21 protein-coding genes and 1 rRNA gene are annotated in these 23,425 nt (G+C 49.6%); 12 read left to right on the top strand and 10 right to left on the bottom strand.

Features of this window, described 5'->3' with window-relative positions; all coding sequences use genetic code 11:
- The first annotated feature begins 39 nt into the window (after positions 1-39).
- Genes H144_RS0130950 through nadD form a run of 3 tightly spaced genes read left to right on the top strand, consistent with a single transcriptional unit; the run spans position 40 to position 1,409 of the window.
- Positions 40-243: a phosphohydrolase gene (locus H144_RS0130950; RefSeq protein ID WP_157505265.1), complete on the top strand. Its 204-nt coding sequence runs from the start codon at positions 40-42 to the stop codon at positions 241-243.
- Positions 244-252: 9 nt separating this feature from the next.
- Positions 253-822, top strand: a complete 570-nt coding sequence (gene gmk / locus H144_RS0130955; protein ID WP_019946019.1) for a guanylate kinase — start codon at positions 253-255, stop codon at positions 820-822.
- Positions 823-836: 14 nt separating this feature from the next.
- On the top strand, positions 837-1,409 hold the full coding sequence (gene nadD / locus H144_RS0130960; RefSeq protein WP_019946020.1) for a nicotinate (nicotinamide) nucleotide adenylyltransferase: 573 nt from the start codon (positions 837-839) through the stop codon (positions 1,407-1,409).
- On the opposite strand, the gene H144_RS0130965 is transcribed toward nadD, so the two are convergent.
- On the bottom strand, positions 1,404-1,745 hold the full coding sequence (locus H144_RS0130965) for a hypothetical protein (RefSeq protein ID WP_019946021.1): 342 nt from the start codon (positions 1,743-1,745) through the stop codon (positions 1,404-1,406). The two genes, nadD and H144_RS0130965, sit on opposite strands and share 6 nt — an antisense overlap.
- Before the next feature lie 104 nt (positions 1,746-1,849).
- On the opposite strand from H144_RS0130965, the gene H144_RS0130970 reads away from it, so the two are divergent.
- Positions 1,850-2,275, top strand: coding sequence for a nuclear transport factor 2 family protein (locus H144_RS0130970; protein ID WP_019946022.1), 426 nt, complete (start codon positions 1,850-1,852; stop codon positions 2,273-2,275).
- An 81-nt stretch (positions 2,276-2,356) separates the two neighbouring features.
- On the opposite strand, the gene H144_RS0130975 is transcribed toward H144_RS0130970, so the two are convergent.
- Both H144_RS0130975 and H144_RS0130980 read right to left on the bottom strand, forming a co-directional pair.
- Complete coding sequence (locus H144_RS0130975) at positions 2,357-3,286, bottom strand: helix-turn-helix domain-containing protein (protein WP_019946023.1); 930 nt, start codon at positions 3,284-3,286, stop codon at positions 2,357-2,359.
- Between the two features lie 172 nt (positions 3,287-3,458).
- Positions 3,459-4,598 (bottom strand): acyl-CoA dehydrogenase, encoded by a 1,140-nt coding sequence (locus H144_RS0130980; protein ID WP_019946024.1) that lies wholly within the window; start codon positions 4,596-4,598, stop codon positions 3,459-3,461.
- Between the two features lie 151 nt (positions 4,599-4,749).
- On the opposite strand from H144_RS0130980, the gene H144_RS0130985 reads away from it, so the two are divergent.
- The 3 genes from H144_RS0130985 (at position 4,750) to H144_RS0130995 (ending at position 8,666) form a co-directional block, all read left to right on the top strand.
- The gene (locus H144_RS0130985; protein WP_019946025.1) at positions 4,750-6,021 is read left to right on the top strand and encodes a hypothetical protein; all 1,272 of its coding nucleotides are present in this window, start codon (positions 4,750-4,752) and stop codon (positions 6,019-6,021) included.
- On the top strand, positions 6,018-7,259 hold the full coding sequence (locus tag H144_RS0130990) for a hypothetical protein (protein ID WP_019946026.1): 1,242 nt from the start codon (positions 6,018-6,020) through the stop codon (positions 7,257-7,259). Before H144_RS0130985 ends, H144_RS0130990 begins: the two co-directional genes overlap by 4 nt.
- A gap of 63 nt (positions 7,260-7,322) precedes the next feature.
- Positions 7,323-8,666 (top strand): MutS-related protein, encoded by a 1,344-nt coding sequence (locus H144_RS0130995; protein ID WP_019946027.1) that lies wholly within the window; start codon positions 7,323-7,325, stop codon positions 8,664-8,666.
- Positions 8,667-8,695: 29 nt separating this feature from the next.
- Here the strand turns inward: H144_RS0130995 and serS are convergent, their stop codons facing one another.
- The 5 genes from serS to glyA form a co-directional block, all read right to left on the bottom strand.
- Entirely contained in the window at positions 8,696-9,988 is a 1,293-nt protein-coding gene (gene serS, locus H144_RS0131000; RefSeq protein ID WP_019946028.1) for a serine--tRNA ligase, read from the bottom strand.
- 59 nt (positions 9,989-10,047) lie between these two features.
- Positions 10,048-11,406, bottom strand: coding sequence for an aspartate kinase (locus H144_RS0131005; RefSeq protein ID WP_019946029.1), 1,359 nt, complete (start codon positions 11,404-11,406; stop codon positions 10,048-10,050).
- Positions 11,407-11,560: 154 nt separating this feature from the next.
- Positions 11,561-12,064 carry a 6,7-dimethyl-8-ribityllumazine synthase gene (gene ribH / locus H144_RS0131010; RefSeq protein ID WP_019946030.1) on the bottom strand — a complete coding sequence of 168 codons (504 nt, stop codon included), beginning with the start codon at positions 12,062-12,064 and terminating at the stop codon, positions 11,561-11,563.
- Between the two features lie 120 nt (positions 12,065-12,184).
- Positions 12,185-12,886, bottom strand: coding sequence for a tetratricopeptide repeat protein (locus H144_RS0131015; RefSeq protein WP_019946031.1), 702 nt, complete (start codon positions 12,884-12,886; stop codon positions 12,185-12,187).
- A gap of 235 nt (positions 12,887-13,121) precedes the next feature.
- Positions 13,122-14,423, bottom strand: coding sequence for a serine hydroxymethyltransferase (gene glyA / locus H144_RS0131020; protein ID WP_019946032.1), 1,302 nt, complete (start codon positions 14,421-14,423; stop codon positions 13,122-13,124).
- A gap of 346 nt (positions 14,424-14,769) precedes the next feature.
- On the opposite strand from glyA, the gene nagB reads away from it, so the two are divergent.
- Entirely contained in the window at positions 14,770-16,710 is a 1,941-nt protein-coding gene (gene nagB / locus H144_RS0131025; protein WP_026351139.1) for a glucosamine-6-phosphate deaminase, read from the top strand.
- Between the two features lie 92 nt (positions 16,711-16,802).
- Here the strand turns inward: nagB and H144_RS34680 are convergent, their stop codons facing one another.
- Positions 16,803-16,967: a hypothetical protein gene (locus H144_RS34680; protein WP_019946034.1), complete on the bottom strand. Its 165-nt coding sequence runs from the start codon at positions 16,965-16,967 to the stop codon at positions 16,803-16,805.
- 245 nt (positions 16,968-17,212) lie between these two features.
- On the opposite strand from H144_RS34680, the gene mutL reads away from it, so the two are divergent.
- The 4 genes from mutL (at position 17,213) to dxs (ending at position 22,885) form a co-directional block, all read left to right on the top strand.
- Positions 17,213-19,099 carry a DNA mismatch repair endonuclease MutL gene (gene mutL, locus H144_RS0131035; protein WP_019946035.1) on the top strand — a complete coding sequence of 629 codons (1,887 nt, stop codon included), beginning with the start codon at positions 17,213-17,215 and terminating at the stop codon, positions 19,097-19,099.
- 58 nt (positions 19,100-19,157) lie between these two features.
- Positions 19,158-19,943, top strand: coding sequence for a rhomboid family intramembrane serine protease (locus H144_RS0131040; RefSeq protein ID WP_019946036.1), 786 nt, complete (start codon positions 19,158-19,160; stop codon positions 19,941-19,943).
- Between the two features lie 3 nt (positions 19,944-19,946).
- Complete coding sequence (locus H144_RS0131045) at positions 19,947-20,861, top strand: rhomboid family intramembrane serine protease (protein ID WP_019946037.1); 915 nt, start codon at positions 19,947-19,949, stop codon at positions 20,859-20,861.
- Between the two features lie 86 nt (positions 20,862-20,947).
- Positions 20,948-22,885, top strand: coding sequence for a 1-deoxy-D-xylulose-5-phosphate synthase (gene dxs, locus H144_RS0131050; RefSeq protein ID WP_026351140.1), 1,938 nt, complete (start codon positions 20,948-20,950; stop codon positions 22,883-22,885).
- A gap of 289 nt (positions 22,886-23,174) precedes the next feature.
- Here the strand turns inward: dxs and rrf are convergent.
- Positions 23,175-23,286: ribosomal RNA gene (gene rrf, locus H144_RS0131055) — 5S ribosomal RNA — on the bottom strand.
- Between the last annotated feature and the right edge of the window lie 139 nt (positions 23,287-23,425).

Raw genomic sequence — 23,425 nt, forward strand, 5'->3', positions numbered from 1 at the left:
AAACAAATGAAGCATACCTGCGAGCATCATGCTGAGTGTATGAAAATCATTCAGGCGATCCTGGATGACGAGGCGAGCGAAGCAGAGAAGGACCACTTCCGCGAAAACATGGACAAATGCATCCCTTGTATCGAGGCTTACCGCCTGGAAAAGTGCATCAAGGATTCCCTCACCCTGAAAATTGTGAAGAAACCTTGCCCGGAGAGCATTCTTAATACAATCATGTCAAAAATTAACAGTTAATCTGTTCGAGTGAAAGGTAAGCTTATCATATTTTCTGCCCCTTCCGGATCCGGAAAGACCACTATTGTAAGGCATCTTTTAAATAAATACACACAGCAACTGGCATTTTCTGTCTCCGCATGTACGCGCACACGGCGTGAGCACGAGATAGATGGCAAAGATTATTACTTCCTGACCTTACAGGATTTTCGCCAAAAAATTGCAGATCAGCAGTTCGCGGAATGGGAAGAAGTTTACGCCGGTAATTACTACGGCACGTTGAAAGCCGAAATACAACGCCTTTGGGACGAAGGCAAACACGTGCTCTTCGATGTGGACGTGAAAGGAGGTTTAAAGCTGAAAGAAGCATACGGTGATGCCGCACTCGCCGTATTCGTGAAGGTTACCTCCGACGAAGAAATCAAACGCCGCCTTGCACGACGTGGGACCGAAACCCCCGAAACCCTTGCAACCCGCCTGGCGAAAGTTCGATACGAACAAAGTTTCGAACATGAATTTGATCAGGTCCTCGTCAATGATCATCTGGAAGAGGCGCTTACCCAGGCGGAAGAGCTCGTTCAGAAATTCATTCAATCCTAATCTTATTGCCAGCGATGAAAGTCGGCCTGTTTTTCGGATCGTTCAATCCTATCCATGTGGGCCACCTGATCATCGCCAACACGATGGCCACTACTACCGACCTCGAACAGGTCTGGTTTATCGTCAGCCCGCAGAACCCATTTAAAAAAAACAGCAGCCTGTTACACGAGTTCGACCGTTTCGACCTCGTGCAGCGCGCCATTTCGGATAATGCATTGCTTCGGGCGAACGACATAGAGTTCCACATGCCCAAGCCTAGTTATACCATCGACACGCTCGTGCGTTTGCAGGAGAAATACCCGCAGCACGAATTCAGGCTGATCATGGGCGAAGACAATCTGGCGCAGTTTCCCAACTGGAAGAATTACGAGAAAATCCTCGAATACACCGGGCTATACGTTTACCCGCGCCCCAATTCCAAAGCGCACGCATTCGGTAACCATCCCAATGTGCGTTTCGTACAGGCGCCGCTGCTCGATATTTCCGCAACATTTTTGAGAGGCTGCATCAAAAACGGCCAGTCGATCCGGTACATGGTGCCGGAGCCTGTGGAGCAGCTGATCAAAATCAAGAAGTTTTATTTATAACGGCCTGTCCTGGTAGGTAATTTCGGACAGCAACCCTACCGCGTTGAATTTCAGAATCACCTTCCGCGATTCCGATTTTGCCTGCATGTTCTCGCATTGCGGGCCTTTGCTGAGGTAATATACGTAGAACTTCGTATTACGCTCACCCAGCTGGTGAATGTCGGGCCGGCCGAGCAATTCCCCGATCGTATCGGCAAACTTTCCTTTCAACTCGTCTTCGACGCCCTTAAAATCGGCTTCCAGGCCTTTGCGCACATCATTGCAGCCTCCGCGGTCGCCTCGCCATTTTTTAAGGTCGAGATTGCCTAATTTATCGGGGGCGCTGGAACAGGCCATTGTAAGGCAAACCAATGCGCTCAAAAGGATTTTTATAGATAATTTCATTGTACTGATTCGTTCATTCAAAAACAGAGGCGAATCTAGCCACACGACACGAGAATATGAAACAACTCCTCACCTTCCTGCTGGCACTCGCGGCTATCCCGGTGCTTGCGCAAAACAACCAGCCGATCGACGGTACGGATTGTTCGAATTTGTTTTTTAAAGCATTGCTGGAAGAAGACGCCAATGCCATGGGGAATCTCGTTTCAAACGATTTTACCGTCACCAATTTCAACGGCTCCACCATCGATGCCCGCGCATTGCAGCAGGCCGTATCGCAAGGCTTCATCGTTGTCGACTCGGGCATGCTCACGGGCACGCGCTCGCGCACGTACGGGGATGTGACCGTCGTGCAGGGGCTTTGGAATGTGAGCGCACGGATACAGAACAACGGCTTCAACGGCAATGTCGCGTACACGAGCGTGTGCGTACGCTCGGGCGGGAGGTGGAAGGTGGCCACGGTGCAGCTGACACCTGCTCAATGAAAACTGCCGTTTGAAGATAAGGACACAAAAAAAGAGAACTGGAACCAGTTCTCTTTTTCAATTATAGTCTAACATTACATTCTAAACATTCATCAGCGATTCGCGACGGCGCATTTTCCCGGCCGGGATACCGAACATCATCTTGAAGCGGCGGCAGAAATACGCGGTGTCTTTGTAACCCACATCGGAACCGATCGCGCGGATGCTTTTCTTCGACGTGCGGAGCAGGTCCACAGCCTTTTCCATGCGCTGGTACTCGATATAATCCTGTGGGTTAATACCTGTCAGCATTTTGAAATACTGGCCTACATAATCCTCTGAAACGTTCGCTACGTTCGCGAGCACTTTGTTCGACAGGTCGCCGCCCAGGTTGTCTTTGATGTAAGCGAAAATGTCGATCAGGCGAGGATCTTTAAAATAGGTACTATTGGTAACAAGCTGCTCCACGAACAGTTTGTTTTTCAAAATATAACGGATGATTTCGATCACCACCTCTTCGGTTTTGATCTTGATAATACGGCCTTTTCCGGGCGTATCGAGCATGTCTTCCGTCAGGATCTGGTTGATCGTCGCCGCAATCTGATCGTCGCGTTTGATCAGGAACGGGGGCACGTCCAGGGAGGTAAAGAAGTTAACGGTATCGAACACCTTTGCCTCGAAAGAGATCAATCCGAACGAGTTAGGCAATTTGCCGATCAATGCGGGATCATGGCCTGCCTCGATATAGTTGTCCCGGTTGGTCATGAACTCTTCGTTCGATACGGTTTTGGCCGTGGCCGTGTTACCATACGTCACGGTAGCGTGCTTTCCGCCCGGAATAAAGAGCATATCCCCTTCCTCAACCTTCTGCGACTCTTCGGAACCGAAAGAAACTTCGCCATCGTACAGAATGGTCAGGGAGTTCTGTACGTCATAGAAATTCTTGATTGTGATGGGCTGTAAAATCCTGATATGACGGGCCTTCACAAATTTCACCCCCAACGACTCAATAATCTTATTATAGTCTTCCATACTTGATATATTTAAGGGTCGTTTTGACCGATTTTTCGAATTTTGTACAAATCTAATAAATTGTACAAAACTAATACAAGTATAGTTTCACAAAAATTTAAAAAAAAGTGATATTTTGATATTATTTTAATCCAAGATTCAGAATAAAATCGACTTTTAGGGGAATTACTAATTATTTAAGAAGCTCCCGGGCGATGACGAGTTTTTGGATTTCGGAGGTACCTTCATAAATCTGTGTGATTTTAGCATCGCGCATGAGCCTTTCTACGTGGTACTCCTTCACATAACCGTAGCCTCCGTGCACCTGGACGGCTTCTGTTGTCACCCACATGGCTACTTCGGATGCATACAATTTTGCCATCGCCGCGGCCTGGATGTAGTCTTTTCCTTCATCTTTCCATCGTGCCGCCTTGTAAACAAGTAACCGGGCGGCCTCAATTTTCGTCGCCATTTCGGACAATTTGAACTGGATCGCCTGGTGCTCTGCAATGGGTTTGCCGAATGTCCTCCGCTCCTTGGAATATTTCAAGGAAAGCTCAAAAGCGCCCGCCGCGATCCCCAGCGCCTGCGCGGCAATGCCGATGCGGCCGCCATTCAGCACATTCATCGCAAAGCGAAAACCGAAGCCGTCCTCCCCGATCCGGTTCTCCGCAGGCACTTCTACGTCCGAAAACATCAAAGTATGTGTATCTGAGGCCCTTATACCCATTTTATCTTCTTTCCTGCCCACCGAAAAACCCGCCCAGCCTTTTTCGACGATAAAAACATTAATGCCTTTGTGTTTCAATTCCGGATGGGTTTGCGCAATCACGAGGCATACCGACGAGGTATTCCCGTTGGTAATCCAGTTTTTTGTGCCGTTCAATAAGTAATGGTCGCCACTGGCAAATGCAGTAGTATGCTGCGACGTGGCGTCCGAACCCGCTTCCGGCTCAGACAGGCAGAATGCGCCGACGATTTCCCCCGACGCGAGGCGTGTCAGGTACTGCTGCTTCTGCGCCTCCGTCCCATACTTTTCCAATCCCCAGCACACCAGCGAATTATTCACCGACATGATCACCCCGGCAGAGGCATCTACCTTCGAAATTTCCTCTACCGCGAGTACATATGCGAGCGTATCCATGCCCCCGCCGCCGTATTCGGGCGCGACCATCATGCCCATGAAACCCATCTCAGCCATTTTGCGCAACAGTATCGGATCGAAATGCTGCGCCGTGTCACGCTCGATCACGCCGGGCAGCAACTCCGTTTGTGCAAAATCGCGTGCAGCGGCCTGCACGGCCAGGTGCTCTTCACTGAGGTTGAAATCCATTCCGGAAAGTGGTTGGGAAGCTGACATAGAAGACGTTGATTTTTGAGGATGAAGATTTTTAAAAATAGGAATTACAAAAAAGGTATGCAAGCATACATTTCCTAACCGGTTAAAACTTATTATGTTTGCGCACTGATCACGACTGCTACACATGCCCGTTCTTACCGTTTTTTACATTAAGCTGCTCATCAACCTTGCATTGACTATCGGAATTATCTGGACCATCAGCCGTTCGGATCTTTTTTCAAAATGGCAGCAGGAAAACGATAAACTGATTTTCACCCTGGGTTTCGTGCTTTTCAGGCTCATTCCCTGGATCGGCATCTTCCTTATTATCAACGAAGAGCCGCGCGGCGACATTCCTTTCTTTTTCTACAAAGCCGAAGGCGCCAAGGCCGGTGGTTTCGTCTACCGTGATTTCTGGTCGTATCACGCGCCGCTGTACGCCTACATTATCAGCATCCCCGTCTGGATCTGGCACAATGCGCGGGCGATCGTGCTGTTTATGGTGCTCATGGAAACCGCTATTCTCTGGCTCACTTACGATACATATAAATCCAGAAGCCCGAAAGCGCTGCAACTGGCCAGCATTTATTTCATGCTGCCGGCCGCATTCATGTACATCCTCGTCGATGGGCAGGAAGAAGTCTGGTTCTGGGGCGCTGCGCTGCTGATCTGGCGTTATACCATTAAAAACAGGGCCAATTACGAGGTCGGTATCGGTATTTTGTACGCGATGACGCTGCTGACGATCAAGGTTACCTTCATATTCCTGCTGCCTGCATTGCTGGTGATGGTGAAAAAACCCGTTAAAATGCTCCTCGTTATGGCGGCTATCGGGCTACCGGCGGTGGGTTTCCTCTACTGGCAGATCGGCGACCTGTTCCTGATGCCCATCCGGCATACGGAGCAGCTCATGACGCCTAACCTGTTTTCGGTACTAAGACCTTTCGTGGAAATCGTTTTCCATGTGGACGAAAAGAAATCGACGCTGATCAACTGGTTCGGGCTGCTATTTACCGTTTTCATCCCGGTTTACATGGCATTCAAAGCCCGGCATCGGCACATCAGCGAAGTATTACCCGGCCTGTTTATCGCCGTTTTCGTGTGCATGATGCTCTTCCAGGCCAGCGCGATGGGCGCTTACGTGATCGCCTATCTGATGGCCGTTCTGTTCGAAATCATCGATATCCGCAAAACCGCGCACGTAGTGGTGCTCCTTGCATTGAACTGGCTCACGGTGGTGCAGCCATTTGTGTGGGTTTATATCAAACAGCCCGCATACACCTCATTGGGCATGTTTGCCAATGCATCCTACCTCTTTGAGTATGTATTGCAGATCCTGAATGTGCTCTGCTTCCTGTGGATTCTCCGCGAAACATTCCGCAAAGTGGTTCCGACGCAAAACCTGGCGACGGCATGAACATTATCCTTGCCAAAACCGCCATCAGCATTGCCGCATTGCTCGTCACGGCCGCATTGTTATTCAAAAAAGACGCATTGACCGACTGGCTGGAAAAGAAATCCGCCAACGCCGTGCTCTCTGTCGCGTGGATTATCCTGCGGCTGCTTCCATTTATCGCCGTGTACCTCGTCGCCAATATGGAGCCGACTTCCGACGTGAACGGTTTCTGGGACGAAGGCAGCAAGGCTTCGTTAGGCCAGGTCGTGTACCGCGATTTCTGGTCGCCCTACTCCCCGCTTTACGCCTATTTCCTCGGCATCTGGCTCAAACTCTGGTACAGCCCGAAAATGATCGTCCTCACGATGGCGGTCATGGACGGCGTGGCATTGCTCGTTTCCTACCATTTTTTCAGGCCATTCCAAACGCGCGGTGCATTCCTGTTCCGGGCGCTCATTTACCTGCTGCTCCCCGGCTCGCTCGTGCTATGCGTGATCGGCGCGCAGGAGGATGTATGGATGTGGCTTTTCGTGACGCTCGCCTACCTCGTGCGTGAGCGTACGTTGCGGGTGGAGTGGTATGCGGCCATTCTCGCCATAGGTTTGTTGATGACCAAGGCCATTTTCGTGCTCATCATGGTGCCATTGTTTTTATTGGAAAAACAAAAAGTACGCTTTGTGATCCCTATTGCCATCATCGGCATTATTTCGCTGGCGGTACTGTACCCGCTCGTGGGGTTGGAATTCATGCAGCCGCTGGACGAAGCGAAAACCCTGCGTGCGCCCAACATTCCTTCCGTGTTGAATCCCTGGTTTTACAATAATATTGGTGTCGGGGAAAAATTCTGGAACTGGATCGGGCTGGTAGCGTCCGTAGGGCTAGCCTGCCTGGCCGCCTGGCGCCTGCGCTATGCCGATTTCAGGGTGATGCTTTCCAAAGTCTGGATCGTTTTGTACGCTACGATGATGATCGTACAGCAAAGCGCTTATAGCAATTATATTTTCCTGTTCCTGCTTCCGCTGGTGTTCTATGTGATTGACTGGAAGAACAAAACACAGGTTACGATCCTATTCGTATTCAATCTGCTCTGCGTCGTGCATCCCTCGTACTGGTGGCGCCTCGGCATGCCATGCTACATGACGCCTTCGGATACCACCGCATCCACAGAGCTGCTGATCGACTACTCCATGCAGACGGCTATCGTCATTTTAACGGGCTATTTCATCTGGCTCGCATTCCCTAAAAAGCACGAAGTTTAACTTTCTTTAACGGCTGGCTGTCGACAGCGGTTTCTACATTTGGGAATACCAAAACTGCCCCGAATGCAGCCCGTCGACCGCCACACCCTGCACGAACTACAACTCCTTCCGGAAAACAGCCGGACAGCCAGCATTTTCGCCTTCTACAACCACACCGAAACGCTCGGCGGCGCCGACTATCTCAGAAGCATTATCAGCAGACCGAAAGCAACGCCCGAAGACATTATCCGTTTCCAGGACTTGTTAAAGGCAATCGCAACCCGCCCGGCTGCATGGCAGGTAAACATCGCGAAAGCTTATGCAGCGGCTGCGGAAAGCTACTATGCATTAAGTGTAGCACATTCGATGTCGCAGGATGCAGTTGTACATTGGTTTGACACCTGGCTGTACTCGAAGCGGAACAAAGGCGAATATTACCGCATTCAAAGCGGCGTGCTGGCAACACTGCGGCTGGTGAGAGCGGTTCAATCCACTTTGGACCACCTTGCGGAAATGGCCATTCCCGAGGAAATTTCCGACGACATTGACGAGCTCCGAAAATTTATCTTTTCTCCCATCCTATCCATCTTTTTGAAAAAGAACGACAGGAAACTGTCCAATCGCTCGATCTTCTACCTTGACTATCATTTTCGGATCAGCCACCGGGATAAATTCAGGCAAATGCTCGACACGCTTTACAAGCTGGACACTTGTCTGGCGATTGTCAAAACAGCCAGACGACATCAGCTATCATTTCCCCATTTTGATATACATTCCAAAAACTTCCGCATTGAAAATGCCTGGCATCCGCTGATCACCGATCCTGTTCCAAATGACCTTGAATTGGAAAGTAACAACCCCGTATGCATCCTCACCGGCGCGAATACGAGCGGTAAGACGACCTTTCTCAAAGCGTGCGGTGTCCTGGTCTACCTGGCGCATTTGGGCTGGCCAGTGCCCGCAAAATCGCTCTACCTGCCATTTATCCAACGGCTCTTCACCTCCATTCATCTCTCCGACGACCTCGACCAGGGTTTCAGCCATTTTTATAATGAAATGATGCGTATCAAAGAGATTTCAAAGGCATTGAGCGATGGAGAGAAATGCTTTGTGATCGTGGATGAATTATTCCGCGGTACCAATCAGGAGGACGCCTTGCATTGTTCCAAAACAGTGCTGGACGGTTTTTCCGACTTCGGCGGCTCCTATTTCCTCGTTTCTACTCACCTGCACGAGCTTATCGCGCAATATACCGCGCAGCCGGCCATCAGCTTCCGATGCTTTCGCACCCGCATTAACGAAAACGGGTTTCAAAACACGTTCAAAATCGAGGAAGGTGCGGCATTTGAAAAAGTAGGAAGGCTCATTATGGAGCAGACCGGCGTTACCGCATTACTCCAAAACGCAAAAAGGCCCTCACTGGAATGAGAGCCTTTTGCAATTTGCATTCAAATATCCTATTCGATCACATCGAAGCCGCAGAATGGTACCAGAACGGCCGGTACTTTCACGGTTCCGTCGGCCTGCTGGTTGTTTTCCAGCAATGCGGCCAGAATGCGCGGCAATGCCAATGCGGAGCCGTTCAATGTGTGAAGCAGCTGCGTCTTTTTATCGGCATTCTTGTAGCGCAGTTTCAAGCGGTTGGCCTGGTAAGTCTCAAAATTTGAAACAGAACTACATTCCAGCCAGCGCTGCTGCCCGGCCGACCATACTTCGAAATCGTAGGTCAATGCGGAAGTGAAACCCATGTCGCCGCCGCACAAGCGAAGAATGCGGTAAGGCAATTCCAGCTTTTCGAGGAGGCTTTTGACGTGCTCCACCATTTCATCGAGGGCTTTGTAAGATTCCTCCGGCTTGTTGATCTGTACGATTTCCACCTTATCAAACTGGTGCAAGCGGTTCAACCCGCGTACGTGCGCACCCCAACTGCCCGCTTCCCTGCGGAAGCACGGCGTGAATGCGGCATTCTTCACAGGCAATTCGCTTTCGGCTACGATCACATCGCGGTAGAGGTTGGTAACGGGCACCTCGGCGGTGGGAATCAGGTATAGATCGTCCACAGTGGCGTGGTACATCTGGCCTTCCTTGTCCGGCAACTGGCCCGTTGCAAAGCCAGAATCCGCATTCACGACGATCGGCGGTTGTATTTCGGTATAACCTGCATTACCCGCCTCGCTGAGGAAGAATGCGATCATCGCGCGCTGCAGACGCGCGGCCTTGCCTTTGTACACCGGGAAACCCGCGCCGGCAATTTTGTTGCCGAGCTCGAAATCGATGATCGGTGCCTGGCTTCCGCCCAGCTTTTTGATCAGGTCCCAGTGCGGCAATGCGCCTTCGTGCAATGTCGGCTTGATACCGGCTTCGAGGACGGTCACATTATCGTCGGCAGTGCGGCCTTCGGGCACGCTCTCGTGCGGGAGATTTGGCAATTTTACCAACTCTTGCAGCAAGCTTTCCTCGAATGCCTTGTGCTCTTCCTCCAATGCTTTGGAACGCTCTTTCAATGCGGCGGTGTCGGCTTTGGCGGCTTCTGCCTCGGCTTTTTGGCCAGCCTTCATCAATGCACCGATTTCCTTGGCTTTGTTGTTGGATGCGGCTAGCACGTCGTCCAGCTCCTGCTGGACCTGACGGCGCTTGCTATCCAGCTCTATAATGCGGTCTACCGCTTGTTCGGCATCCTTGAAATGCTTTTTCGTCAGTCCCGCGATGGTCAGTTCGCGGTTTTCGCGGATAAAATTCGTTTGTAACATTGGCTGTGCGCTGTCGGCTGTCGGCGATCAGCTTTTTAGTATTTTGAATGCTTTGAAAATCAAGGCGCGGTGAAAATGTCCTTCATCGCATCCTCGTAAAAGAACAAGCGCTCGTTCAGGACATTCAGCGCTTCCGCTTTATATTTTGAATGAATCAGCAACGAAAGGTTGTGCTCCGAAGCGCCGTACGAAATCATTCGTATAGGAATATTTTTCATCGCGTCGAGCACCTTAAGGGCGATACCCTCTTTGTCGGCGCTGAAATTACCCACGATGCAAATGATGTTCTGATCACGGTCATGTTCCTCCAAATCAGCGAATTCACGCAATTCGGCGCTGATCTGTTCCAGGTTTTCCGAGTTATCGATCGTTACCGACACCGATACTTCGGAGGTCGTGATCATGTCCACCGGTGTTTTATATTTTTCGAAGATCTCGAACACCCTGCGCAGGAAGCCGTAAGCATTCAGCATACGCGTCGAGTGAATGTAGATCGCCGTGATATTGTCCTTCGCAGCGATGGCCTTGATATCGCGGTCAGAGGTCTGGGTTGCGATGAGCGTTCCCGGAGCTTCGGGCTGCATGGTGTTTTTCAAACGAACCGGTACGCCGCGCAATTTGGCAGGGGTAATCGTGCTTGGATGCAGGATTTTCGCCCCGAAGTATGCCAGCTCAGCTGCCTCTTCGAACGTCAGCTCGCGGATCGGGAAGGTGCGTTTCACAATGCGCGGGTCGTTGTTATGCATACCGTCGATATCGGTCCAGATCTGGATCTCGTCCGCACGGATCGCACCGCCGATCAGTGACGCCGTGTAATCCGAACCACCCCTTTTCAGGTTGTCCACTTCTTCGCGCGGATTGCGGCAAATGAAGCCCTGGGTTACGATCGTCTGCTTGTCGGTATACTGGTTCAAAATCGTCACCAGTTTTTCCTCGATCGTCGCCAGTTCCGGCTCGCCGTCGGCGTCGATACGCATGAAATCCAACGCGGGAAGCAACACCGAGCTTTCTCCTTTTTCTTCGAGATAAGCCTGGAACATTTTGGTACTCAATATTTCACCTTCCGCAACGAGTTCCTTCTCCTGCTTGATCGTAAACGGCTTCACGCCTACCACCGATTTGATAAATCCAAACTCGGCATCTACGATCTGCTGACCAGCCGCCAATCCTTCCGGCGTTGAATACAATTCCTTGATAAACAGATCGTAGTGGTTTTTCAACTCTTCAATCAAAGCCGCAGCCTTGGCATCGTCATACGATTTGGCCGCTTCTCCGATAGCGATCAGCGCATTGGTAGAACCGGACAATGCCGACAATACCACAATTTTACGATTAGGATCATTGTTGAGGAGTTCGCGGATTGAGTGCATACGCTCAGGCTTCCCTACCGAAGTACCGCCAAATTTCCAGACTTGCATAACTAGTTTTGAATGATTGAATTTTGAATGAATTATTTTTTGTCAGGTGCCGTCAGGAGGTTGTCATGGATGGTCAGGCATGGTCATTGATAGTTAGGTATTGTTTTAACAAACCCCATTCTAAAGACTTGTGACCGCACCTGACAACGACAGACTACGCCTGACCGGCAACAGCCTGCGCCTTAAGGCCGACCATCTTGATCGCCGTCATCGCCGCTTCGTCGCCCTTGTTGCCATGCACGCCGCCCGAGCGTTCCAATGCCTGTTCCATATTGTTAGGCGTCAGTACGCCGAAAATGACAGGTTTGTCGTATTTCAGGCTCACGTTGGTGATACCCTGCGCTACTGCGTGGTTGATATAATCATTATGCTTGGTTTCGCCCTGGATCACGACGCCCAATGCGATGACCGCATCGATGTCGGCGCGCTGTGCGAACCATTGGGAACCCATCGTAAGCTCGAAGCTGCCCGGTACATTACCTCTGACGATATTCGCCGGGAGCGCCCCGTAGGTGATCAGCGTTTGATATGCGCCTTCGAAAAGCTTCTCGGTGACCTCGCTGTTCCATTCGGCCACGAGGATCGCGAATTTTTTATTACTGATATCGGGAAGCCCTTCCGTCGTGAATACGCTCAGATTTTTATCGGCACTTGACATGGTAGTTGATTTTCAAGGAGTTTATAAAAGGTATTACTTCAAAAATCCGGATTAGATGAATAAAAAAAGGATAAAACCCAGGTCGGCTTTATCCTTTTTCAGAAACAGAATGGTTAACCATTATTTGCCGACCTGTCCCTCTAATAATCCCATATATTTCTTGGCATTCACCACTTCCGAGGAGAGTGGGAACTCGTCAACAACACGTTTATAGGAAGCCACCGCGTCAGCAGGCTGGTTAGCCTTTTCTTGCGCGAGTGCGAGCTTCATCAGGTAAACTGGTGTAAAATATTCGTTTTTCTCATAGTCAGCTGCTTTCTGGTAGTATGAGATCGCCTCGGCAGGCTGATTTTTTTCGAGATATGCGTCACCGATCAACGATTGTGCGCGTGCGTGGATCAACAGATCGGAAGAGCTGAATGATTGAAGGCGGCTGATCGCGTCGTCGTATTTGCCCTGTTTCAGCAATGCTACACCTGCGTAGAAGCTGGCGAGGTTGCTGGCGTCGGTTCCTTTATAATTGTCGGCGATAGACAAAAGTCCTTCGTTACCACCGGCTCCGTTCAGTGCTTTTTGCAGAGAATCGGCTTCAAAATCGTAAACAACACTTGCAAGTGCATTCTGTGCGGTGCCTTCCTGACCATCTATATAAAAACGGTAACCTGCAAAGCCAACGATAGCAACCAGAATAGCCCCTCCAATTCCAAGAACAACCTTACGGTTTTTTAGGAAAAAAACCTCTGCTTTATTGATCTGACCCGCTAATGCCTCCGGAGATTCGATGATTTCAATCCCGGGTTCGCCCGGATTTTTCTTGCTCATATCAATTAATTCGATTTTGGAGTGCAAAGTTATGAAAAACTTATTAAGTCAAAACAAGTTAGGACACAATTCTTTGTGTTATATGTTTCCGGCTAACCAATAATGAACGAAAGGCTTTCGGTGACAAATGCATGAAGAGCCCTTTGATTTGTAAGTCAACGCATTAACCTGCCCGAAAACAAAAACTGCGCGGTAACCGGAGTCACCGCGCAGCATTCTGCATTACTATTGAACATTAATACAATGGATATTGCTTCATCCATTCGTTTACTTCTGTTTTTACCGCAGCGATTTTCGCGTCGTTGTCGTTGTTGACCAAAACGGTATCAACCAGGTCAACGATGCGCTCCATATCTGCCTCAACCAATCCGCGGGTCGTCATTGCAGCCGTTCCTACACGCATACCCGAGGTTACCATCGGCGATTTGTCGTCGAAAGGAACCATGTTTTTATTAATGGTAATGTCGGCTTTGATCAACGTATTTTCAGCCAGTTTACCAGTCAAGCCCGATTCGATGCCGTTTTTCGTACGGAGGTCGATCAGCATCAGGTGGTTGTCGGTACCGCCTGAGATAATCCGGTAACCTTTGTCCACAAATGCTTTGGCCATCGCCTGTGCATTTTTGGCAACCTGGGTGGCGTAATTATAATATCCTTCGCTCAATGCTTCTCCGAATGCAACGGCTTTGGCTGCGATAATGTGCTCCAAAGGTCCGCCTTGTGTACCCGGGAATACGCCCGAATCCAGCAATGACGACATCGTACGCAGCGCGCCTTTCGGAGTTTTGATACCGAACGGGTTTTCGAAGTCGTTGCGCATCATGATCACACCGCCGCGTGGGCCGCGCAATGTTTTGTGCGTAGTTGTGGTAACAATGTGGCAGTGATCGAACGGATCTTTCAAAAGTCCTTTCGCGATCAGACCCGCCGGGTGGGAAATATCGGCCATCAACAATGCACCGATTTTGTCGGCCACCGCACGCAGGCGTTCGTAATCCCAGTCACGGCTATACGCAGACGCGCCGCAGATCAAAAGCTTCGGACGCTCCTTCAATGCGGTCTCCTCAACCTTATCCCAGTCGATCAGACCGGTTTCTGCTTCCACGCCATAAAATACCGGCTGGAAATATTTACCTGAAATGTTCACAGGCGAGCCGTGGGTAAGGTGACCTCCGTGTGCGAGGTTGAAGCCCATGATCTTGTCGCCGGGATTCAGGCAAGCAAGGAAAACGGCGGTATTGGCTTGTGCTCCCGAGTGTGGCTGTACGTTGGCCCAGGTAGCGCCGAAAAGCTCTTTCAAACGGTCGATCGCAATCTGTTCGATTTCGTCAACGACCTCGCAACCACCGTAGTAACGTTTGCCCGGAAGACCTTCTGCATATTTGTTGGTCAATACACTCCCCGACGCCTCCATTACCTGGCGTGACGTGAAGTTTTCAGAAGCGATCAGTTCGATACCAGACTCCTGGCGATGTTTTTCTCTGTTGATCAGATCAAAAATGGCGGTGTCGCGTTCAACGCTGGTGAGTGTAGACATGGGATTTGTCAGAAAAAATGGTGTGATATTTCGGAATAAGCCGCAAAAATACAAGCAATTATTTTGGAATAAAATATTAACACTTACTTTATATTTAAAGTGCCAACGGGCTGATAAGCATTACAGAGGCAAATAGCCTAAAGACAGGCGGCAGGCGTAATTTTAACTGTAAGTTATTTCTTAAATTATTTTAAGAATAATTGTTTTCCGTTGTACTTTTGTGGTCGAATCGTTCGTGCGTGATCGAACACATGAGTAACTTGCGGTTTAATTCTATTCACGAAACTCTTACATCATTCAACATTTAGTTATGAGCCAACAAGCGGTAAGTCCACAAACAATCCTGATGCAAGCTTCCAATAATGGAAAAGGCACTTCCGGCACCATAGGGCAACCCATTACCTATGAAAAAATCCCGACGCAGATTTTTGCCGATTCGAAAGAAGCGTCTTATGCGGTAGCGAAAGAGATCTCGGACCTCATCCGCCAGAAACAAAAGGAAGGAAAGCCTTGCGTGCTGGGACTCGCCACCGGTTCTTCACCGAAGACGGTGTACGCGATCCTCGTACGTATGCACCGCGAAGAAGGTTTGAGCTTCAAGAATGTAATTTCTTTCAACCTGGATGAGTACTATCAAATGGAGCCTGATTCCATTTACAGCTACCACCGGTTCATGAAAGAGCAGCTGTTCGATCACGTAGACATTCCCAAAGAAAACTATTTCCTGCCGGATGGTACCGTACCGGCGCCATTGCTGCGCGATTACTGTGCTTCCTACGAAAATAAAATAAACGCCGTGGGCGGACTGGATTTCCAGTTGCTCGGTATCGGGGGTAACGGCCACATCGGTTTCAACGAACCGGGCTCGCTTATCAACTCGCATACCCGCCTCATCACGCTCGACCATTCTACCCGCGCTGCCGCGAGCATGGAATTCGGCGGACTGCACAATGTGCCGCGCAAAGCGATCACATTGGGTGTGGCTCCGATCCTGAATGCACGCCGCGTTGTATTGCTGGCCTGGGGTGAAAGAAAAGCTTCGGTGATCAAAAGCGCCGTGGAAGGCCCTGTAACCGAGCTAAACCCGGCTTCGTACTTGCAAGCACACGCCGATGTGAGCTTTGTAGTAGACGAAAGCGCCGCATCCGAACTGACCCGCATTAAAACACCTTGGGCGGTGGATTCGGTGATCTGGGATAATAAAATGATCAAGAAAGCGGTAACGCATTTGTCGCAAACCTTGAAAAAACCAATCCTGAAACTGACCGACAAGGATTACAACGATAATGGTATGAGCGACTTGCTGGCACAATATGGTGCTTGCTACGAGATCAATATCAACGTATTCAACCAGTTGCAGCATACCATTACCGGCTGGCCGGGTGGTAAACCCAATGCGGACGACACGCATCGTCCGGAGCGTGCACAGCCTGCGAAAAAACGCGTACTGATTTTCAGCCCGCACCCTGACGACGATATCATCTCAATGGGTGGTACTTTCCAGCGCCTCGTCGACCAGGGACACGAAGTACACGTGGCTTACCAGACTTCCGGTAACATCGCCGTAGCCGACGACGAAGCATTGCGTTTCATCGATTTCGTCGTGGATTTCAACACCGGCTTCGGTATCGACAGCCCGGATGCAAATAAATTGTTCCTGGATGCCAAGGAGTTTTTGAGGCATACCAAAAACAGCGAAATCGACAGCCCCGAGGTCCGCAAGGTAAAAGGTCTGATCCGTCGCGGTGAAGCGAAGGCTACGTGCCGTTTCGTAGGCATCCCGACAAGCCAGGCGCACTTCCTGGATATGCCATTCTACGAAACCGGTACCGTGCAGAAAAAGCCGATCGGCGAAGACGATATCAAGATCATCGAGAACCTGATCGAGGAGATCAAACCGCACCAGATCTACGCAGCCGGCGACTTCGCCGATCCGCACGGAACGCACAAAGTTTGCTGGGACGCGATCGAAGCGGCTCTGCAGCGCTCAAAGCATAAGAATTTCATGAAAGATTGCTGGGTATGGCTGTACCGCGGCGCATGGGCTGAGTGGGACATTTACGAAATCGAAATGGCCGTACCAATGAGCCCCGACCAGGTACTGAAAAAACGCCAGGGTATTTTCAAACACCAGTCGCAGAAAGACGGTGTGGTATTCCAGGGCGAAGACTCCCGCGAATTCTGGCAGCGTGCCGAAGAGCGGAACCGTGGTACTGCGCATCTGTACGACTCGCTCGGCCTTGCGGAGTACGAAGCGATGGAAGCATTTGTTCGCTGGAAGTTTTAAGCGGCAGCCGCCAACAAAAAGAGCCCGGAAATTTTCCGGGCTCTTTTACTTTATATCTACCTGATATATCAATCAATAAGTTGTTGTTTCTATTACAATTCCATATCAGCCCACATCCTGTGTGCCATTTTTTCCACCATATTCATCACTCCCTGCAAAGCGCCGAAAACGACGCATAAAGGCAGGATAATGGGTAGGAAGATGAGCCATTGCAGTGCCATGGTAAAATTAAATCTCTTGCTAATTGGCGTTTTCATAAAGGATCGGGTTGCTTAAATTTCATCGGTTTATGTATCCCAAGTTATACAATTAATTCATTGTCAACAAGTATTTACTTCAATAACGTCCAAATTTTCTATAAAATTTGAATAATTAATGTAATTATTTCAATTGGGATTTATGGAAAAGCAAATGGCCCCCGTTTGTTACCCGCCACGACAAGCCAGGCAGTAAAAAAAATTTTTGTTTATTTGTTATAGTAAAGTTAACTGCCACTTCCGACATGCCTTCATCCGACATCATACAACTATTACCCGATTCCATAGCCAACCAGATTGCCGCGGGAGAGGTCGTTCAGCGGCCCGCTTCAGTGGTAAAGGAGCTCATGGAAAACGCGATCGATGCGAAGGCGACACAGGTGCAGGTGATACTCCGGGAGGCTGGCCGAACGCTGATCCAGGTGATCGACAATGGAACCGGAATGTCGGAAACGGATGCGCGGATGAGCTTTGAAAGACACGCTACTTCCAAAATCAGGCAGTCGGAAGATTTGTTCAGGATCAGGACCATGGGTTTCCGCGGCGAGGCATTGGCTTCCATTGCCGCGGTAGCACAGGTGGAGCTCCGGACACGTCGGGAAGAGAATGAAATAGGCACATTAATCCGCATCGATGGGTCGGATATTAAAACGCAGGAGCCGGTGGCTTGCCCGAAAGGCACCAATTTTTCCATCCGAAACCTGTTTTTCAATGTGCCGGCGCGCCGCAACTTTCTGAAATCCAATTCAGTGGAAATGCGGCACGTGCTAGACGAGTTCCAGCGTGTGGCGCTGGCGAATCCCGAGGTCGGCTTTACACTCCATCACAACGACACCGAAGTTTTCAACCTGCTGCCGGTGAAACTGGTGAAGCGGATCATCGACATTTACGGCAAAAGCTACCGCGAGCAGCTCGCATTCTGCCAGGAAGACACTTCGTACATTAAGGTCCGCGGCTATATCGGCAAGCCCGAATTTGCCCGCAAAACGCGCGGTGAGCAGTTCTTTTTCGTGAACGACCGGTTTATCAAGCATAACTACATGCACCACGCGGTGATCAGCGCATTCGACGGGACGATCCCGGAAGGCAGCCATCCGTTTTACGTGTTGTTTATTGACATCGACCCTTCGCATATTGACATTAACATTCACCCGACTAAAACAGAGATCAAATTCGACGACGAGCGCTCGGTATATGCGATCATCATGGCCGCAGTGAAGAAGGCGGTAGGCGTCTACAATCTGTCGCAATCGATCGATTTTGAAGAAAATATCAATTTTCTCAATCCAACACCGAACGAAACAAACAACAACCTGATCCCGCGCACGGTGATGCCCGACTGGGCCGCACAGCCGCGCAAGAGCGAGGGCGGCGCTTCCAAATCGAACCTGACGAATTGGAGCAAGCTTTTCGAAGGGCTGCAAAATACGGAGGACCGGCACCGCGAACTGGCCGCATTTGAAATGAATACACCTGCCGTATCGCGCCCGGTGTACCAGGAGCAGGCCAAAACGGTGGCGAGTAAGGTCAACCGGATGGCGTCCGAAGTAGTGGCCGCACCGGAAGCCGACGCATTGCTGTTCCAGCTCCACAACCGCTATATTTTATCTCAGGTAAAAGACGGAATTATGCTCATCGATCAGAAGGCGGCCTATGAACGCATTCTCTACGAAAGATATCGTAAGATGCTCATTAACCGCAACGGGGCTTGCCAGCAGCTGCTTTTCCCGAAAACGATCCGGCTCACGCATTCGGATATGCAGCTTGTACACGAGACGAAAAAGGAAATCCGCAGCCTGGGCTTCGAGTTCGACGAGTTCGGTTTGAATGAGCTGATCATCCGCGGCATTCCGGCCGATTTGCCGGAAGAAAGCGAACAGGATTTATTCGAAGAGCTCATCGAGCAACTCAAACAGAGTTATTCCGACCTCAAACTAAACAAGCCGGAGAGCCTTTCCAGGTCGCTGGCGAAGCGGTTTTCGGTGCGTTATGCGGTCAAATTGTCGCATATGGAGATACATACATTGATGAACCAGCTGTTTTCATCTTCCGACCCGAACCGGACACCCGGCGGGGAGCCTATCATCGTTTTACTGACGATGGACAAGCTCGCGAATATATTCCGGAACTGAGAACAAAAACGGACCGCACACAGTTTATTGAAGGTAAATATTTGAATCTGAATTAAATATGTTAGCCATAACCCCCACGGTAAGAAATTTACTGATCCTGAATGTTCTCTTCTATTTTATAGATTCTTCCGTTTTTCAACTGAAAGGGCTATTTGCGCTGATGCCGGTGCTATCGCCCGATTTTCACATTTTCCAGTTTGTGAGCTACATGTTCCTGCACAGCGGCCTGGGGCATTTGTTCAGTAATATGTTCGGTCTGATTATGTTCGGACCTTTGCTGGAAAGGATATGGGGGCCGAAGCGCTTTCTGATATTCTACTTCGTGACGGGCATCGGAGCGGGGCTTTTGTTCTCGGGGATAGGTCTTTATGAGAACTGGCAACTGGCGCAGGCTGTTGAGATATATACCCAAAACCCCACACCTGACGGCTTCGCAGACTTCCTGAGCAAGCATGCTGCACCCTATTACGATTCGCGGCTCCAATTTGTAAATGATTTTGAAGTAAATCCCACTAATTCACTGTATATTCAACAGAGTATTAAGGATGTACAGGCTGTGTACCAGATCGCCATCGGCATTCCGATGGTGGGCGCTTCGGGTGCGATTTTCGGCATTCTGATGGCGTTTGGTTTGTTGTTTCCAAACACCGAGCTTTTTCTCCTGTTTGTGCCTTTCCCCATCAAAGCGAAATATTTCGTCGCATTTTATGGGCTTTTTGAATTGTATTCAGGAATACAAAATGCTCAATCCGACAATGTTGCCCACTTCGCGCACGTTGGAGGAATGCTATTTGCATATATATTGTTGCGTTACTGGGGTACGCAAAAATCAAATTTCTATTAGAAGATGAGCAATATTGTTGACGACGTAAAACGGGAGTTCGCGAAATCCGAGAATGCACTGGTCAAGATTATCCTAATAAATACAGCAGTATTCCTGATCCTGCTGCTCATGAAGATTGTACTTACCCTATCCCAATCTTCTAACGTATACGCCCTGGTGATCAACATGTTGCAGCTCCCAGCTGCGACGCAGGAATTCATTTACAAGCCCTGGACGCTCATCACCTACTTTTTTACCCACGACGATATCTTTCACATTCTGTTCAATATGCTGTTCCTGTACTGGTTCGGCAAGCTGGTGGATGAATATCTCGGTGCCAAAAGGGTAGTTGCGCTTTACATGCTGGGCGGTATTGCCGGCGGCTTGATTTACATCGTGTTGTACAACCTGTTGCCTTATTTTCAGGCGCATATCGAAGGTTCCAGAATGCTGGGTGCTTCGGCAGCCGCATTTTCGGTAGCCGTAGGTGCATCTACGTTGCTCCCGAATTATACATTTAACCTGATCTTTCTCGGACCGGTACGTATCAAATTCATTGCACTGTTCTACATTATCCTGTCACTGGCACAAACCGTTGGCCCCAATGCAGGCGGTAACCTGGCGCATTTGGGCGGGGCATTTACAGGTTATATATTCATCAAATTGCTGCAAAACGGGACAGATCTCGGCAAGCCTGTTTATGGGTTGCTGGCAGTATGGTCGCGTATTTTCCGCAAACGACCTTCGATGCAGGTGACCTACCGTGAACGGCAGGTGTACCGCAGTACGAGCGTATATTCGTCTTCATCATCGGGCACGATCGAAATGCCGGACCAGATGGAGATCGATTCGATCCTGGATAAAATCTCGAAATCGGGCTACGAAAGCCTTACGAGGGAGGAAAAGCAAAAGTTGTTCAAGGCGAGCCAGCAAAAATAATAGTCAGTCGTATTGCGTATTTGCTTAATTTTGTGACTATTTAATAAAGCGGACAGCTAGTAAATTTGATTCAATAGCCCTACGGTATGCTTATAACGCCAGGAAAATTATTAGCAACAATAGATTCTCCCGAAGATCTTCGAAAACTGGACAGTTCTCAGCTTCCGCAGGTTTGCAATGAGTTAAGGCAATTTATTATAGATAATGTGTCTGTGTACGGCGGGCACTTCGGTGCCAGTCTGGGTGTGGTGGAATTGAGCGTAGCCTTGCATTACGTTTTCAACACGCCCGATGATCAGTTGGTGTGGGATGTAGGCCACCAGGCTTACGGCCACAAGATCCTCACAGGGCGCCGCGATGATTTTCATTCCAACCGCACTTACGGCGGTCTTTCCGGTTTTCCAAAAAGAAAAGAGAGCATTTACGATGCATTTGGAGTAGGACACTCGTCTACGTCTATTTCGTCCGCGCTGGGAATGGCGGTAGCGTCCGCATTGGAAAAGAACTTCGAGCGCCAGCACATCGCCATTATAGGCGACGGTGCCATGACGGCCGGCCTGGCCTTTGAAGGCATGAACCATGCCGGTGCTACGGATTCCAACCTGCTGATCATCCTCAATGACAACTGTATGGCCATCGACCCGAACGTCGGTGCGCTCAAGGAATACCTGACCGATATTACGACTTCTCAGACTTATAACAAGTTCAAGGACGAGGTTTGGAACCTGCTCGGCAAAATGAGCAATTTCGGCAAAAGTGCGCAGGAGATCGTTTCAAAGGTAGAAACTGCCATGAAAACGGCAATCTTGCGCCAAAGCAACCTGTTCGAATCGCTCGGGTTACGCTATTTCGGTCCGATCGACGGCAATGACGTCGGCCACCTGACCGAGGTACTTAAAGACCTTAAAAACATCCCAGGTCCCAAGCTGTTGCATTGTCTTACTGTGAAAGGTAAGGGTTATGGCCCGGCGGAGAAAGACCAAACAAAATGGCACGCTCCCGGCGTTTTTGACAAGATCACGGGGGAAATCAAGAAGAAAGTATACGACACGCCTCAGGCGCCCAAATACCAGGATGTATTCGGCCATACCATCGTCGAGCTGGCGAAACAAAATCCGAAGATCGTCGGCATTACACCCGCAATGCCATCCGGTTCTTCATTGAACATCATGATGGAAGCTATTCCGGAAAGAGCATTCGATGTAGGTATTGCCGAGCAGCACGCGGTTACATTCTCGGCAGGTATGGCTACGCGTGGGGATGTGGTGTATTGTAATATATACTCCACATTTATGCAGCGCGCATACGACCAGGTCGTGCACGACGTATGTATTCAGGAGCTACCGGTTGTTTTCTGTCTCGACAGGGCAGGGCTGGTAGGTGCCGATGGGCCTACGCACCACGGTGTTTACGACATCGCATTTATGCGTTGTATCCCAAATATGGTGGTCGCGTCCCCGATGAACGAGCAAGAACTGCGTAATATGATGTACACCGCGCAGCTGGAATCCTTTCAATCGGGTAGAAATGCATTCACGATCCGCTACCCAAGAGGCAATGGCGTGATGCCTGAATGGAAAACGCCATTTGAAGAAATTCAGATTGGTAAAGGAAGAAAAGTACGTGAAGGCAGCGACCTGGCAATCCTGTCGTTCGGCCCTCTCGGAAATTTTGCATTAAAAGCCTGCGACGAACTCGAACAGCAGGGCATTCACGCCGGCTTATTTGACATGCGGTTTGCAAAGCCATTAGATGAAGCCATGCTGCATGAAATCTTTTCTTCCTATGATAGAGTCATAACATTGGAAGATGGCTGCTTACAAGGCGGATTTGGCACCGCGGTTCTGGAATTCATGATTGATAACGGCTACACCAGCCAGGTAAAGCGCCTCGGAATACCGGATACCATAGTTGAACACGGGGAGCCGGCGGAACTCTACCACGAATGTGGTCTTGATGCAGAAGGTATTTTAAATACTTCGATCGCATTCATGCAGCATAGGTCACGAGCTGTGCTACACTAATCTACCAGAATTAAGAAACATTGATAATAATGCAAAGCCGATCTACTGACCGGCTTTTTGCTTATGTGGCTTAAAATTCGTGCTCAGAGACGCTTGATGGATGAGTTGGACCTTCCGGATCAGAACTTAATTCTAGTGCGTTCAGAGTGCTCAAAAGAGGCTCCGGCGTATAACTATTAACGATGTTGTTACTTTCTGATACAGTCGGTAGTCGCAATGGTAGTAAGATAACAAAGCCCCCCTAAACGCAAAAAAGCATCCTTTTGGGGGATGCTTTTTGTTTTAATAATTGTGGCGACTACCTACTTTACCAGGTTTGATCCAAGTATCATCGGCGGAACCGGGCTTAACTTCTCTGTTCGGGATGGGAAGAGGTGAACACCAGTCCAATAGTCACCAACAAGCTCTTTGAGTGGAGTTGAGCGTTTAGGAGCGGTCCGCCGCAGCGGTTTAAAGTTCATGAGTGATTCTCACTCATTGACTTTTGGCTCTGAACTTTGAACTCTTTTCATGTCATATTGGAAGTAGAAGAGATGAAGA

The sequence above is a fragment of the Dyadobacter beijingensis DSM 21582 genome (assembly GCF_000382205.1).
Classification (GTDB): Bacteria; Bacteroidota; Bacteroidia; order Cytophagales; family Spirosomataceae; genus Dyadobacter; species Dyadobacter beijingensis.

Bases quoted from the DNA above. Each gene is read 5' to 3' on its own strand.
- H144_RS0130950 (WP_157505265.1), top strand. From the start codon at position 40: ATGAAAATCATTCAGGCGATCCTGGATGACGAGGCGAGCGAAGCAGAG.
- nadD (WP_019946020.1), top strand. From the start codon at position 837: ATGAAAGTCGGCCTGTTTTTCGGATCGTTCAATCCTATCCATGTGGGC.
- H144_RS0130965 (WP_019946021.1), bottom strand. From the start codon at position 1,745: ATGGCCTGTTCCAGCGCCCCCGATAAATTAGGCAATCTCGACCTTAAA.
- H144_RS0130970 (WP_019946022.1), top strand. From the start codon at position 1,850: ATGAAACAACTCCTCACCTTCCTGCTGGCACTCGCGGCTATCCCGGTG.
- H144_RS0130975 (WP_019946023.1), bottom strand. From the start codon at position 3,286: ATGGAAGACTATAATAAGATTATTGAGTCGTTGGGGGTGAAATTTGTG.
- H144_RS0130980 (WP_019946024.1), bottom strand. From the start codon at position 4,598: ATGGATTTCAACCTCAGTGAAGAGCACCTGGCCGTGCAGGCCGCTGCA.
- H144_RS0130985 (WP_019946025.1), top strand. From the start codon at position 4,750: ATGCCCGTTCTTACCGTTTTTTACATTAAGCTGCTCATCAACCTTGCA.
- H144_RS0130990 (WP_019946026.1), top strand. From the start codon at position 6,018: ATGAACATTATCCTTGCCAAAACCGCCATCAGCATTGCCGCATTGCTC.
- H144_RS0130995 (WP_019946027.1), top strand. From the start codon at position 7,323: ATGCAGCCCGTCGACCGCCACACCCTGCACGAACTACAACTCCTTCCG.
- serS (WP_019946028.1), bottom strand. From the start codon at position 9,988: ATGTTACAAACGAATTTTATCCGCGAAAACCGCGAACTGACCATCGCG.
- H144_RS0131005 (WP_019946029.1), bottom strand. From the start codon at position 11,406: ATGCAAGTCTGGAAATTTGGCGGTACTTCGGTAGGGAAGCCTGAGCGT.
- ribH (WP_019946030.1), bottom strand. From the start codon at position 12,064: ATGTCAAGTGCCGATAAAAATCTGAGCGTATTCACGACGGAAGGGCTT.
- H144_RS0131015 (WP_019946031.1), bottom strand. From the start codon at position 12,886: ATGAGCAAGAAAAATCCGGGCGAACCCGGGATTGAAATCATCGAATCT.
- glyA (WP_019946032.1), bottom strand. From the start codon at position 14,423: ATGTCTACACTCACCAGCGTTGAACGCGACACCGCCATTTTTGATCTG.
- nagB (WP_026351139.1), top strand. From the start codon at position 14,770: ATGCAAGCTTCCAATAATGGAAAAGGCACTTCCGGCACCATAGGGCAA.
- H144_RS34680 (WP_019946034.1), bottom strand. From the start codon at position 16,967: ATGAAAACGCCAATTAGCAAGAGATTTAATTTTACCATGGCACTGCAA.
- mutL (WP_019946035.1), top strand. From the start codon at position 17,213: ATGCCTTCATCCGACATCATACAACTATTACCCGATTCCATAGCCAAC.
- H144_RS0131040 (WP_019946036.1), top strand. From the start codon at position 19,158: ATGTTAGCCATAACCCCCACGGTAAGAAATTTACTGATCCTGAATGTT.
- H144_RS0131045 (WP_019946037.1), top strand. From the start codon at position 19,947: ATGAGCAATATTGTTGACGACGTAAAACGGGAGTTCGCGAAATCCGAG.
- dxs (WP_026351140.1), top strand. From the start codon at position 20,948: ATGCTTATAACGCCAGGAAAATTATTAGCAACAATAGATTCTCCCGAA.